Here is a 12,920-nt window from a genome sequence, read left to right on the forward strand (position 1 = left end):
GGCATTATACCCTTAATCCGAACACCAGCGCGCCGGCAAAAGTTTGGTTGAATTGGACTTAGGCGTGCGTGCCAGTCCACTTCAGGATGCCCTTTTTGATGACATAGGCAAAACCTGCCATCAGCAGGGCCAGGAACACAATCATCTGCAGGAATCCGTCCCAGCCCAGGGTGCGGAAATTCACGGCCCAGGGGTACATGAAGATTACTTCCACGTCGAAGAGCACGAACAGGATGGCTGTGAGGAAGTATTTAATCGAAATCGGGGTGCGGGCATTGCCCACCGACTCGATACCACACTCGAAAGAAGCGTCTTTCACCGTGCTCTGCCGCTTGGGCCGACGAGGTGAGACACAATCATGGCGAAGGCCACGAAGGCAATGGCCAGGCCGAATTGCACCACAATGGGCAGAAAATCAACCGGCTGGTAATTAGTGGTTACAGCGAGAAGCATACGATTCAGCAGTTAAAGGCCCGTATAAACAGGCATTGAGGGGCAAAGGTAGGGCTTAGAGCTTTGGGAACAAAGGTTCTGCGGGCCCTGGTTCGCAATGGCGTATATTTGGACAAATTAGGTTTTATTAATGTGGGTCTGGCCCAGTTGCCGCCCCAGCCCTACACGACAGGAAATTGCTTGGCATATATCAACCCTCTTAGCTGCATGGCAACTACGAAGGCGACGTGTACGCTACGCCGAAGATGAAATTGATAGCACACCGATATGGGCCCAGCCGCTGGGCGAATAGCAACGAGTAGGATACATGAGTGACCATAGTACTACGATTGTTCCAGCTCTGTCAGCTTATCCCGGTAAAGAGGATAAGGCAAAAGAAATTCTGAACTGGCTTGTTGCCGAGGACATTATAAAGCCTACACTTTCCGACTGTGTTTTAAGCGCATCAGGAGGCTACGCTATAGCTGAGGGAGCAAGGGCCGTGATTGGCTCAGCTAAACGGGGGCCATTTGACCTAGCCGTAAACGGGCTCGAAATCGTTACCGAACGGCAGGTTTTTGACACGGGCGGCAATGGGGTGGAAGAGCTGATCTGCCCAAGCTGCGACCAGGACCTTGCGGCGGAGGATTGGAGCTTTATTGATGACTGGTACCAGGGCCACACTAATGATGTTGTCTGTCCGGTTTGCAACACCGCCGCTGATATTCACTTGTTCCGCTTCACGCCGGTGTGGGGCTTCAGTGACCTAGGCTTTAGATTCTGGAACTTGCCCGATCTGACCGAAGCCTTTATAAATAGGTTTCAGCAAAAGCTTGGCTGTACTGTCTCGGTTGTTTACCAACGCATCTGACACATGACAAGGCCGCTTCGGAATTCCGAAGCGGCCTTTTACTAAGTACCAACTAGGCGGCACTCTATAGCTGCTGACTAGAAAGTCAATATAGAGCCGTCTTCCAGGGCCCGGCTGTAGTTTTCCAGATCGAACTCGTAGAGGAAAGGGGAACGGTGGGGCCCGATTTTCTTTTGCTCGTCGAGCTGCCGGATCAGGCCCAGGGTGAGGAGCTTCTTGCGGAAGTTGCGCCGGTCAATCTGCCGGCACAGGATGGTTTCGTAGAGGGAGTGAATTTCGGGCAGGGTAAACTTGTCCCGCAGCAGGTTGTAGCCAATGGGCTGCTGAAAAATATGAGCCCGCAGCGTTAGCAGAGCTTTCTGGATAATCTCGTTGTGGTCGTACACCAGCTCGGGAATATCGGCCACGTTCAGCCAGCAATATTCGTCGACCAGAAACTCGGGCGTCACAACCACCTGCAGGTAGTCGACCAGGGCGTAGTAGCCAATGGACAAGGTGCGCTCGGAAAGCCAGTGCCCGGGGCTGAGGCTGACGCCCACCTTGGAGTAGGTCGTGTTGTGCGTCTGCTCGGTCTTGATGTCGTTCATCCGGGTGGCGCTGTCGCCGAAGGTGTAGAACTGCTGCAAGAACAAACCGGTGAGCTGGGTTTTCTCGGCCAGAATGCGGTGGGCCGCGTCGGTCAGGGTTTCGTGCCGCCCGATGTAGCCGCCCGGCAGGCTCCAGTTTTCCTGGCCGTGGTGCCGAATGAGCAGCGTTTTGAGCTCGTGGTCGTGGTAGCCAAAGATGGCGCAGTCGATGGAAAGATGGGGCAAAAACCGCTCTGCGCCATGATGCACAAAATCCAGGACGTCCTGACGCGTATTCATAAGCGAAAGTTTATTGCGTAGAATTTACGCATTGTAAACAAATGTTTCTATATTCGGCCCGTAGACACTGCAGAAGAACTGCGTCGGCTTGCCTGATTTCGATACGCAAGTTCCCGTTTTCCTGCTTATCCTCTACTTCCGACCTGCTGAAATTTCCACTGCTAACCCCCATCGTATGCAGAACTCTCCGCTGGTTTCCCCGGCGACGCACCGCTGCTCAGGGCTCTAAACAGAGCCTGCTAAGCCAGCCCAGTCCTTACTAGTACTTTTTCCGCTCTACGGCCGCCTTGTTGACTGGCAATGACGCCGTTTTTAAGCTGCACAGCTAGCTCCTAATTTATGGAGCTTAATCTGAGCATACTTCCTCTGAGGGCCCGAAAAAGGCTCTCCCCACACCTGTTTGCCCTAATTCAAAAGCCGAAATTTTCCGGCCTGAATAATCGTGCCCGTACGCGTCGGTAGATTGAACTTTCCGACGATACTATTATCTGTTTCTGCTCCCTCTATTCTGACTCGAAAGCTGCACTGCTTTTTGACTGGCACCTCTTTGCCTGCTTTTGTCCACTAACTCCCATTTAAAATCCCACCTTTATGCTTTCACAATCACACAGGAAAATCCTTTTACAGGGAGCGGCGCTGCTTACTGCTAGTAGCCTGCAAACGTTTGTGGCTTCGGCGGCTCCGCTGCGGCCAGCACCAGAAACGAGCCTGCAGCCCCAGCAGGTGGCCAACGTCCGCGTGGCCGGTCGGGTTACCCAGGCTAACGGGAAGGGCTACCGGGCGTTACGGTGGTGGTGAAGGGGAGTTCGGTGGGCACTAGTACCGATGCTACCGGTAATTTCAGCCTGGAAGTGCCCGAAGGCAGCGTGCTGGTATTCAGCTTTGTGGGCTACTCGCGCCGGGAAGTACCCGTAACGGAAGCCACTACCAGCTTCAACGTGACGCTGAGCGAAGACGCGCAGGCGCTCAAAGAAGTAGTAGTAGTAGGTTATGGCACCCAGGAGCGGCAGAGCGTAACGGGCGCCGTGGCTTCGGTGTCGGGGCGCGACGTAGCCGCGCAGCCCGTATCCGACGCAGCCCAGGCCATTCAGGGCCGGGCAGCCGGTGTGCAGGTGGTATCCAACTCAGGCTCGCCGGGTACGGGCGGCACTTCGGTGCGGGTGCGGGGCATTACCTCGGCCGGCAACAACTCCCCGCTGTATGTGGTGGACGGGTTTCCGCTGCCCTCGGCAGTGGATGGCAATGGCAATGCCACGGGTAACGAGCTGAACAGCATCAACCCCAACGACATTGAAAGCATCGACGTGTTGAAGGACGCCTCGGCCACGGCTATTTACGGGGTACGGGCCGCCAACGGCGTTGTTATTGTAACTACCAAGCGGGGCAAAGCCGGCGTGTCGAGCATCAACCTGGATGCCTACGTGGGTACCCAGCAGGTGTGGCGGCAGATTCCGCTGCTCAACGCCCAGGAGTTTGCCCAGCTCAACAACGAAGCCCGCCGCAACGGGGGCCTCGACGTGATTCCGAAATACGCCAACCCCAGCTCCCTGGGAACCGGTACCAACTGGCTCGACGAGATTTTCCGGCCGGCCAAGATTCAGAACTACGCTTTGTCGGCCACGGGGGCAGTGAAAAAGCCCGTTACGCCGCCAGCGCCGGCTATTTCCAGCAGGACGGCACCATTATCAACTCCAGCTTTCAGCGCTTTACGTTGCGGGCCAACGGGGAAGTGCAGCTCAGCAAAGTCCTCAAAATCGGTAATACGCTGGGCTTGACCCACCAGGAAGAACAGCCCCTAAACAACGAAAACAACGAGTTTTCGGGCGTTATCCAGCTGGCTCTGCAAGCCCCGCCCACCGCGCCGGCCTTCAACCCGAACGGTACCTACTACGAGTTTACCAGCGCCGACAACTACGGCGAGGAAAACCCCGTGACAGCCGCCCGCCGGCCTCAGATCCGGAACAACCGCAACCGGGTAACTTCCACGTTCTACGCCGAGCTGGAGCCTCTGAAAGGTTTGCGCCTGCGCACCAACGTGGGCACCGACCTGCAGTTTTTGCAGGGTGACCAATTTTTTCCCTCCATTGTCGGTTCTTCCAAGTACCCGACTTCCCAGGCCACGGCCAACAGCAGCTCCAACTACAGCCCGAGCTACCTGATTGAGAACACGCTGACCTACGATAAGCTTATTGGCAACAACCACCAGTTTAGCTTGCTGCTGGGGCAGTCGGCCCAGCAGTTCGACAACTTCTACCTCGGCGGTGCCCGCACCGGCTACAGCACCAACAACCTAACAATTCTGGACCGTGGGCCGGTAAACTCCCAGCTCAGCAACAACGGCGGCAACAGCCGGACCCGCCTGGCCAGCTACTTTGGCCGGGCTAACTACGAGTTTGCCGGTAAATACCTGTTCCAGGCCATTCTGCGCTACGATGGTTCCTCGGCTTTTGCGCCTGGCAACCAGTTTGGCTTCTTCCCCGGGGCCTCGGCCGGCTGGCGCCTCTCGGAGGAAGAGTTCCTGAAAGACAACGCGTACGTAAGCAACCTGAAGCTGCGCGTGGGTTATGGCCGGGTGGGCAATCCGCTCAACGCGGGCACGTTTGCCTACCTGACCACCGTCAACTCGACGCCGCAGTCCAACAACGGCGTGCCCGGCACGGGCTATGTGTTCGGTACTGGCAACCAGCTGCAGGTAATCGGCGGCGCCCCAACCCGTTTGCAGAACACGGACCTGCGCTGGGAAAACAACGAGCAGTTCAACGTGGGTATCGACGTGGGGCTGTGGAAAAACCGCCTCTCGGGCTCTGTCGACCTGTACCGCCGCACCTCACCCAACCTGATTGCGGCCGTGCCGGTGACCTACGTGTCGGGTACCAGTGAGAGCATCAACACCAACGCGGCAGCCTCTACCAACCGCGGCATCGACTTGGCCATTACCTCCAACAACTTCGCCGGGGATGCTGGCGGGCTGAGCTGGACTACTTCGTTGAACGTGAGTGCCTACCGCAACGAAATTACCTCGCTCGGTGCTGGCAAGCCCTTCGACGGGCAAAACACCCGGGGCGGGGGTAACCTGGTGCGCTACGAGGCTGGTGTACCGTTCGGCTCCTTCTACGGCTACGTGGCTGATGGCCTGTTTCAGACTCCCGAGGACGTGAAAAACCACGCCGTGCAGGTGGCCGGTACCGACCCGACTAAGAGCACGGCCCCCGGCGACATCCGCTTCAAGGACCTCAACAACGACGGTATCATCAACGACCAGGACCGCACCTTTATCGGCGACCCGAACCCGAGCTTCACGTATGGCCTGAACAACACGCTGGGCTTTAAGGGCTTCGATCTGAACATCTTCCTGCAGGGCTCCCAGGGCAACGACGTGTATAACCTGAACCGCTACTACACCGAGGGCGGCCTCTACGGCGCTTCCAACGCCAGCACGATTACCCTGGACCGCTGGACCGGCGCCGGCACGAGCAACGACATTCCCCGCGCCGTAGCCGGTGACCCTAACCAGAACCTGCGCATCTCCTCCCACTACATCGAGGACGGCTCCTATATGCGCGTGAAACTGCTCACACTGGGCTACACGCTGCCCGTGGAACTGGGTAAGAAGATTTACACCCAGCGGGTGCGCGTCTATGTGAGCAGCCAGAACCTGCTAACCTTCACCAAATACAAAGGCTTCGACCCGGAGCTGGGCAATCAGGGCGGCAGCTTCGGCGTCGATCGGGGCGTGTATCCCCAGGCCCGCACCTTCCTGGCCGGCATCAACATCGGCTTTTAAGCCAGCGGCCGGCCGAGTTGCCTTTTTCTCCCCTCAAACGTGATGACCATGTTACAAAAACCCACTACCCAACGCTTACCCAAACGCGCGCTGATTCTGGCCCTGGGCACCCTGAGCCTGCTCAGCGGCTGCGGCAAGGACTTCCTGGAATTGCAGCCCCGCAATGCCGTTACCACCGAAATCTTTTATAAAACCCAGAACGACGCTATTCAGGCCACCAACGCGGTGTACTCCCAGCTGCAGCAAAACGGGATGTACAACTACTCGCTCTGGGGTATCGGCGACGTGATGTCGGACAACTCCTACTTGGGTGGGGTGGGGCCGCCGACGGCATCGAGTTTCAGCAGCTCGACAACTTTACCATTCCGGCCACCAACCCGCTCGTGACCAGTCACTGGCAGCGCGCCTACCTGGGTGTGGGCCAGGCCAACCAGGTACTGACCCGCGTGCCGGCCATTGAAATGGATGCCGCCATCAAGAACCGCTGCCTGGGCGAGGCCGCCTTCCTGCGGGCCCTGTATTACTTCTACCTCGTGCGGGGCTTCGGCGACGTGCCGCTGGTGCTGACACCCCCGGCCACGGCCGCCGAAGCGGCCAGCCTGAGCCGCACGCCTGCCGCCCAGGTATATGCCCAGATTGAAAAAGACCTGCTCGACGCCATTACCAAGCTGCCCGCATCCTATTCGGGCGACGACGTGGGACGGGCCACGAAATGGTCGGCCACGGCCCTGCTGGCCAAGGTGTACCTGACCGAGAAGAAAATGCCGGAAGCCGCCGTGCAGGCCCGGGCTGTTATTGCCGGCTCCGGCAAAAGCCTGTGGACCAATTTCGGCGACAATTTCAAGGTAGAAAATGAGAACGGGCAGGAGTCGCTGTTTGAGGTGCAGTTTAAAAACGGACTGAGCAGCTACACGACCGACGGCCCCGGCTCGGTAATGAACGAGTTCTGGGGCGCCCGCTTCTTTGGTAGCCCGTACGTGGTATCGTCGGGTGGGTACGGCTTCAACATCCCGGAAAAGGAATTTGTGGACGGCTTCGAGCCCGGCGACCTGCGCAAGGGTCCCACGGTGTTCGTGCCCGGCGACAAATACCCCGACGGGCAGGTGCAGCCGGCCTCGCTCGTCGGCGACCCGTACGGCTTCAACATCCGCAAGTTCTTTGTGGGCACCGTAAACGTGAACAACTGGGACTCGCCCCTGAACGTGCCGATACTGCGCCTAGCCGAGGTGTACCTGATCCTGGCCGAGGCCGTGGGTCCAACTCCCGAAGGCCTGGATGCCATCAACAAGGTGCGGCGCCGGGCGTTCGGCTTCCCTCTCAATGCGCCTTCGGCCAAGGACCTCACGGCAGCTACGCCTGACTTCAACGCGGCCGTGCTGCGGGAGCGGCGCTACGAGCTGGCCTTCGAAATGGACCGCTGGTACGACCTGAAGCGCACCGACAATCTCGTCAAGACGATGAATGCCCAGGGCAAACCCGCTAAGGACTTCAACAACCTGCTGCCCATTCCGCAGTCGGAGCGCAACGTGAATCCGAACCTAAGCCAGAATCCGGGCTATTAATCCACCGGCTGGGTTGTAACTGCCCGCCGGGGGCTCCGTTTGGTGGGAAAAGTGGCGTCTGGCAACGGGCGCTGCTTTTCCCTGCCGGCGCCCTGATTACGATTCGGGCAAAAATCCACTCTGCATACCTTCTTTCCGCTTACTTCTATGCTTTACAAATCCCCCGTTTTGCGGCCCTGCTGGGCACCACAGTCTGTTCTGCGATGATGAGCATGTACGTTGCCCAAAGCAAGTCGGGCCCGACGACCGACAAGCCGGCCCCCAAGGAAAACCAGCAGGCCCGACTCACGGCTAATGACGACAAGGTTAATGCCCTGCTCAGCAAGCTGACTCTGGAAGAGAAAATCAAGATGGTGCACGCCGTATCGTCGTTCAACTCGGGTGGCGTGGAGCGCCTCAATATTCCCGAACTGGAAACCTCCGACGGCCCGCACGGGGTGCGCTTCGAGCACGGCCGCGGCTGGACGGCCCAGAAAGGCGTGGACGACGCCGGCACCTACCTGCCCACCAACAACACCCTGGCTTCGACCTGGAACCCGGCTCTGGGCTACGCCTACGGCTCGGTGCTGGGCGCGGAAGCCAACTACCGCGGCAAAGACGTGATTTTGGGCCCCGGCATCAACATCATCCGGGCCCCCTTGAACGGGCGCAACTTTGAGTACCTGAGCGAAGACCCCTTCCTAGTCTCGAAAATGGTGGTGGGCTACATCAAAGGCGTGCAGGACCAGGGCGTATCGGCCTGCGTGAAGCACTACGCGGCCAACAACCAGGAAATTCACCGCAACGACGTGGACGTGGACATGAGCGAGCGGGCCCTGCGCGAAATCTACCTGCCGGGCTTCAAGGCTGCCGTGCAGGAAGGCGGGGTGAACACGCTGATGGGTTCCTACAACAAGTTCCGCGGCACCTGGGCCACCGAAAACGCCTACCTGATGAACGACATTCTGAAAAAGGAATGGGGCTTCAACGGCGTGGTGATGAGTGACTGGGGCTCGGTGCACAACACCCAGAACGCCCTGCGCAACGGCACCGACCTGGAAATGGGCACCGACTTGGTGCTGGCCTACCAGGGCACGTCCCAGACCTCGGGCAGCATCAACCAGGAAAAGCTCAGTGAAACAGTATACGACCGGTTTTTCCTGGGCAATGCCGCCCTCGACGCCATCAAGAAAGACCCCAGCCTGCAGCCCCTGCTCGACGACAAAGTACGCCGCATTCTACGGGTGATGTACGCTACCAACATGCTGGATGGAGCTAAACGCAAAGCCGGCTCCTACAACACCAAGCAGCACCAGGCCACGGCCCTGAAAGTAGCTGAGGAAGGCATTGTACTGCTCAAAAACGACGGCAACATTCTGCCCTGAAGAAAACCGTGAAAAGTGTGGCCGTTATCGGGGCCAATGCCACCCGCGAAAACGCCATGGGTGGCGGCAGTGCCCAGGTGAAAGCCAAGTATGAAATTACTCCCCTGCAGGGCCTGAAAAATGCCTTGGGCACCAAGGCTAAGATTACCTACGCGCCCGGCTACACCGTGGCCCCGGGCCAGAAAGCTGATGCCAAGCTGATTGCCGAAGCGGTAGCCGCGGCCAAAGCCTCGGAAGTAGCCATCATCGTGGGCGGCTGGATTCACGGCTACGACTACAGCAAGTGGGACCAGAACGCCTACGACGCCGAAAGCGTGGACAAGCCCGACATGAACATGCCCTTCGGCCAGGATGAGCTGGTACAGGCTGTGCTTAAAGCCAACCCCAACACCGTAGTGGTGCTGCTCGGCGGCGGCCCGATTGATGTGTCGGCCTGGGCCGGTCAGGCCAAAGGCATTGTGGAAGCCTGGTACCCCGGTATGGAAGGCGGCAACGCCCTGGCGCACATTCTGTTTGGCGACGTGAACCCCTCGGGCAAGCTGCCCCTGACGTTCCCCGTGAAGCTGGAAGACTCGCCGGCCCACAAGATTGGCGAATACCCCAGCACGCCCGGCAACCCGCTCAAGCAGTTCTATAAGGACGACATCTTCGTGGGTTACCGCTACTTCGACACCTACAAAGTAGCTCCGCAGTTTGCCTTCGGCCACGGCTTGAGCTATACCACCTTCAAGTACGACAAGCTAACCGTAACGCCCGGTAAGCAGAGCGCCACCGTGAAGCTGACGGTGACCAATACCGGCAAAACCGCCGGGGCCGAAGTGGTGCAGGTGTACGTGCACGACGAGCAGGCTGCCGTGAAGCGCCCCGAGAAGGAGCTTAAGGGCTTCGACAAGGTTTTCCTCAAGCCCGGCGAGTCGAAAACCGTAACGGTGAACCTCGATTCGAATGCCTTCCAGTACTACGACGAGGGTAAAAAGCAGTGGGTCCTGGAGCCCGGCAAGTTCGACGTGCTGGTGGGTAGCTCCTCCCGCGACATTCGTCTCACCGGCAACGTGACCCTGTAAGCAAACCCTGGCCGTCCAATTTCTTCCGCCGCTGGGTACGTCTGCTCGTGCTTGGGTGGCGGAAGAAAACGGACGGTTTTGGGTAGGCCTACTTATCCGCCTTCTATGGTCAATTCCTATTTCCGTGTTTTTCTTTTAAGTGGCGCTATCCTGCTGCCTGCCGTTGCCCTGGCCCAAAAAGCCACGGTGCAGCGGCAGGCAGACGGCGTTGTGGTGCATCTGCCGCGCCGCAACGACAACGACCCGCGCACGGTGCGCCTGCAGGTAGTATCCGACCAGATTATCCGCGTGCAGGCTAGTCCGCAGGAGGTAATTGCCGCGCCGCCCAGCTTGATGGTGGTGCCGCAGCAGCCTACCGCCGTGAAGTGGCAATACAAGGAAAAAAAAGGCCTCGGCACCATTAGCACCGGCGCGTTGCGGGCTACCGTGTCGCTCAGTACCGGCGAGGTTAGCTTCACCGATTCTCAGGGCCGCACCATTCTGCAGGAGCGGCCGGGTGGGGGCAAAACCTTCCGGCCCATCGTAGCCGACGGGCACCCGCTCTACCAGCTGGAGCAGGTCTTCGACTCGCCGGAAGGAGAGGGGCTCTACGGCCTGGGTCAGCACCAAAACGGCACGATGAACTACCGCGGCCAGCAGGTGGAATTGGCCCAGAACAACACCGACGTAGCCGTACCCTTCCTCGTGTCAAGCCGTAACTACGGCCTGCTCTGGGACAACTACTCCATCACCAAAGTCGGGGATACGCGCGACTACCAGCCGCTGTCCTCGCTCAAGCTTTATTCCAAGGAAGGCACCCAGGGCTGGCTCACGGCCACGTATGTGCGCAAGGACAAGCCGGCGGAAGTGCTGGTGCAGCGGCCCGAATCGGTGCTGAACTACGAGTACCTGGAGGACCAGAAAAACTTTCCGGCCGGCCTCAAGCTGGGTAATACGCTAGTCAGCTGGGAAGGCTCGATTGAGTCGGGCACGGCGGGGCTACACCACTTCCTGCTCAAGAATGCGGGCTACGTCAAGTTCTACCTCGACGGCAAGCTGCAAGTGGAGAAGTGGCGGCAGGCCTGGAACCCGGGCACGGCGGTAGTAGCCTTGCAGCTGGAAGCCGGCCGTAAATACCCCATCAGAATCGAGTGGAACCCCGACGGCGACGAATCCTATTTGGGTTTGAAATGGTTGAGTCCGTTGCTCGGCCAGAGTCAGCACGAGTACGGGTTGGCCTCCGAAGCCGGCCAAAGTCTGGACTACTACTTCGTGCACGGCCAGACCCTGGACGAAGTCATCAGCGGTTACCGGCAGCTCACGGGCAAGGCCCCGATGGTGCCGCGCTGGGCTATGGGGCTGTGGCAAAGTCGGGAACGGTACAAAACCCAGCAGGAAATGCTGGACGTGGCCGCCGAGTTTCGCAAGCGCCGCATTCCCATCGACAATATCGTGCTCGACTGGTCGTACTGGAAGCCCGCCGAGTGGGGTAGCCAGGAGTTTGACCCCAGCCGCTTCCCCAACCCCGACGGGCTGATTAAAACCCTGCACGACCAGAACCTGCACTTCATGATTTCGGTGTGGGCCAAGTTTTACGAGGGCATCCCGGCTTACCGCGACTTTCAAAGCAAAGGCTACCTCTACCCGCGCAACATTGCCAACCGCACCAAAGACTGGATTGCGCCCGGCTACACGTCCACGTTCTACGACGCCTTCAACCCCAGGCCCGCCAGGCGTTCTGGGATTTGATGAACACCAAGCTCTTCACCAAGGGCATCGACGCTTGGTGGATGGACGCCTCCGAGCCCGACATTTACTCTAACACCTCGGTGCCCACCCGCAAGGAGCTGATGACGCCCACAGCGTTGGGTTCGGCCACCCAGTATTTCAACGGCTTTCCGCTTCAGAATGCAAAGGGAATCTACGAGGGGCAGCGCCAAACGGCGCCCAATCAGCGCGTATTTCTGCTGACCCGCTCGGGCTACGCCGGCTCCCAGCGCTACGCGGCGGCCATCTGGAGCGGCGACATTGGCTCCCGCTGGGAAGACTTCAAGAACCAGATTCCGGCCGGCCTGAACTTGTCGTTGTCGGGCATTCCGTACTGGACCACCGACATCGGCGGCTTTGCCGTGGAGCGGCGCTACGAAAAGCCCAACGCCCAGGACCTGGAAGAGTGGCGGGAGCTGCAGGCGCGCTGGTTTCAGTTTGGGGCCTTTTGTCCGCTGTTTCGGGTGCACGGGCAGTTTCCCTTCCGGGAGATGTTCAACATTGCGCCCGAGACGCATCCAGCCTACCAAAGCATGCTCTACTACGACCAACTGCGCTACCGCCTGATGCCGTATTTCTACTCCCTAGCCGGCCGGGTGCACCACGAAAACTACACCCTGATGCGGGGCCTGCAGATGGACTTCGCCGCCGACCCCAACGTGCGCAGCATCGGCAGTCAGTTTATGTGCGGCCCCAGCTTGCTCGTCAGCCCCATTACCGAGTACCAGGCTCGGGAAAAGCCCCTGTATCTGCCCGCCGGTACGGGGTGGTACAACTTCTATACCGGCCAGCACCAGGCCGGCGGCCGGCAGATTGTGGAAGCCGCTCCGCTGGAACGCATGCCGCTGTTTGTGCCCGAAGGCGCCATCCTGCCTTTTGGCCCCGAAATCCAGTACGCCGCCGAAAAGCCTGCCGACCCGCTGACGCTCTACGTCTACACTGGCCGCGACGGGCAGTTTACGCTCTACGAGGACGAGGACGTGAACTACAACTACGAAAAGGGTGCCTTTGCCACCATTCCCCTGCGCTACGACGAAAAGGCCAAAACCCTGACCATCGGGGCCCGGCAGGGCGCGTTTCCGGGCATGACGACCCAGCGCACGTTTCGGGTAGTGGCCGTCAGCAAAGCCCGGCCTGTACCTGCTAACCTAACCCAGACCGCGGGCCAAACCGTTAGCTATTCCGGGCAGGCCGTGACCGTGCCGGTAGAATAAAACATAGTGTGTATTAG

8 protein-coding genes and 3 pseudogenes are annotated in these 12,920 nt (G+C 59.1%); 9 read left to right on the forward strand and 2 right to left on the reverse strand.

What is annotated here, in order from left to right; translation table 11 throughout:
* Nucleotides 1-58: 58 nt before the first annotated feature.
* Nucleotides 59-453: pseudogene (locus tag MUN79_RS08855) on the reverse strand (NADH-quinone oxidoreductase subunit A).
* 307 nt (nucleotides 454-760) lie between these two features.
* Between MUN79_RS08855 and MUN79_RS08860 the strand changes: the two are divergent.
* Nucleotides 761-1,303 (forward strand): hypothetical protein, encoded by a 543-nt coding sequence (locus MUN79_RS08860; RefSeq protein WP_244677329.1) that lies wholly within the window; start codon nucleotides 761-763, stop codon nucleotides 1,301-1,303.
* 77 nt (nucleotides 1,304-1,380) lie between these two features.
* Here the strand turns inward: MUN79_RS08860 and MUN79_RS08865 are convergent, their stop codons facing one another.
* On the reverse strand, nucleotides 1,381-2,169 hold the full coding sequence (locus tag MUN79_RS08865) for an NUDIX hydrolase (RefSeq protein WP_244677330.1): 789 nt from the start codon (nucleotides 2,167-2,169) through the stop codon (nucleotides 1,381-1,383).
* A 779-nt stretch (nucleotides 2,170-2,948) separates the two neighbouring features.
* On the opposite strand from MUN79_RS08865, the pseudogene MUN79_RS08870 reads away from it, so the two are divergent.
* From MUN79_RS08870 to MUN79_RS08905, 8 genes and pseudogenes are all read left to right on the forward strand, one after another.
* A pseudogene (locus tag MUN79_RS08870) lies at nucleotides 2,949-3,536 on the forward strand (TonB-dependent receptor plug domain-containing protein); the annotation flags it as partial.
* A 71-nt stretch (nucleotides 3,537-3,607) separates the two neighbouring features.
* The gene (locus MUN79_RS08875; RefSeq protein WP_244677331.1) at nucleotides 3,608-5,953 is read left to right on the forward strand and encodes a SusC/RagA family TonB-linked outer membrane protein; all 2,346 of its coding nucleotides are present in this window, start codon (nucleotides 3,608-3,610) and stop codon (nucleotides 5,951-5,953) included.
* Nucleotides 5,954-6,001: 48 nt separating this feature from the next.
* Entirely contained in the window at nucleotides 6,002-6,340 is a 339-nt protein-coding gene (locus MUN79_RS08880; RefSeq protein ID WP_244677332.1) for a hypothetical protein, read from the forward strand.
* Nucleotides 6,337-7,515 (forward strand): RagB/SusD family nutrient uptake outer membrane protein, encoded by a 1,179-nt coding sequence (locus tag MUN79_RS08885; protein ID WP_244677333.1) that lies wholly within the window; start codon nucleotides 6,337-6,339, stop codon nucleotides 7,513-7,515. The genes MUN79_RS08880 and MUN79_RS08885 overlap by 4 nt, the downstream gene beginning before the upstream one ends.
* Before the next feature lie 212 nt (nucleotides 7,516-7,727).
* Nucleotides 7,728-8,879, forward strand: coding sequence for a glycoside hydrolase family 3 protein (locus MUN79_RS08890; protein WP_244677334.1), 1,152 nt, complete (start codon nucleotides 7,728-7,730; stop codon nucleotides 8,877-8,879).
* Nucleotides 8,880-8,887: 8 nt separating this feature from the next.
* Nucleotides 8,888-9,943, forward strand: a complete 1,056-nt coding sequence (locus MUN79_RS08895) for a glycoside hydrolase family 3 C-terminal domain-containing protein (RefSeq protein WP_244677335.1) — start codon at nucleotides 8,888-8,890, stop codon at nucleotides 9,941-9,943.
* A 105-nt stretch (nucleotides 9,944-10,048) separates the two neighbouring features.
* Nucleotides 10,049-12,549 (forward strand): annotated as a pseudogene (locus MUN79_RS08900) (TIM-barrel domain-containing protein); the annotation flags it as partial.
* Nucleotides 12,529-12,903 carry a DUF5110 domain-containing protein gene (locus MUN79_RS08905; protein WP_244678297.1) on the forward strand — a complete coding sequence of 125 codons (375 nt, stop codon included), beginning with the start codon at nucleotides 12,529-12,531 and terminating at the stop codon, nucleotides 12,901-12,903. The pseudogene MUN79_RS08900 and the gene MUN79_RS08905, both read left to right, overlap by 21 nt.
* The last annotated feature ends 17 nt before the right edge of the window (nucleotides 12,904-12,920 follow it).

It is taken from the genome of Hymenobacter cellulosilyticus, assembly GCF_022919215.1.
Classification (GTDB): domain Bacteria; phylum Bacteroidota; class Bacteroidia; order Cytophagales; family Hymenobacteraceae; genus Hymenobacter; species Hymenobacter cellulosilyticus.

Excerpts from the sequence above, each read along its gene's own strand:
- MUN79_RS08860 (WP_244677329.1), top strand. The coding sequence starts at position 761 with ATGAGTGACCATAGTACTACGATTGTTCCAGCTCTGTCAGCTTATCCC.
- MUN79_RS08865 (WP_244677330.1), bottom strand. The coding sequence starts at position 2,169 with ATGAATACGCGTCAGGACGTCCTGGATTTTGTGCATCATGGCGCAGAG.
- MUN79_RS08880 (WP_244677332.1), top strand. The coding sequence starts at position 6,002 with ATGTTACAAAAACCCACTACCCAACGCTTACCCAAACGCGCGCTGATT.
- MUN79_RS08890 (WP_244677334.1), top strand. The coding sequence starts at position 7,728 with ATGTACGTTGCCCAAAGCAAGTCGGGCCCGACGACCGACAAGCCGGCC.
- MUN79_RS08905 (WP_244678297.1), top strand. The coding sequence starts at position 12,529 with ATGCCGCTGTTTGTGCCCGAAGGCGCCATCCTGCCTTTTGGCCCCGAA.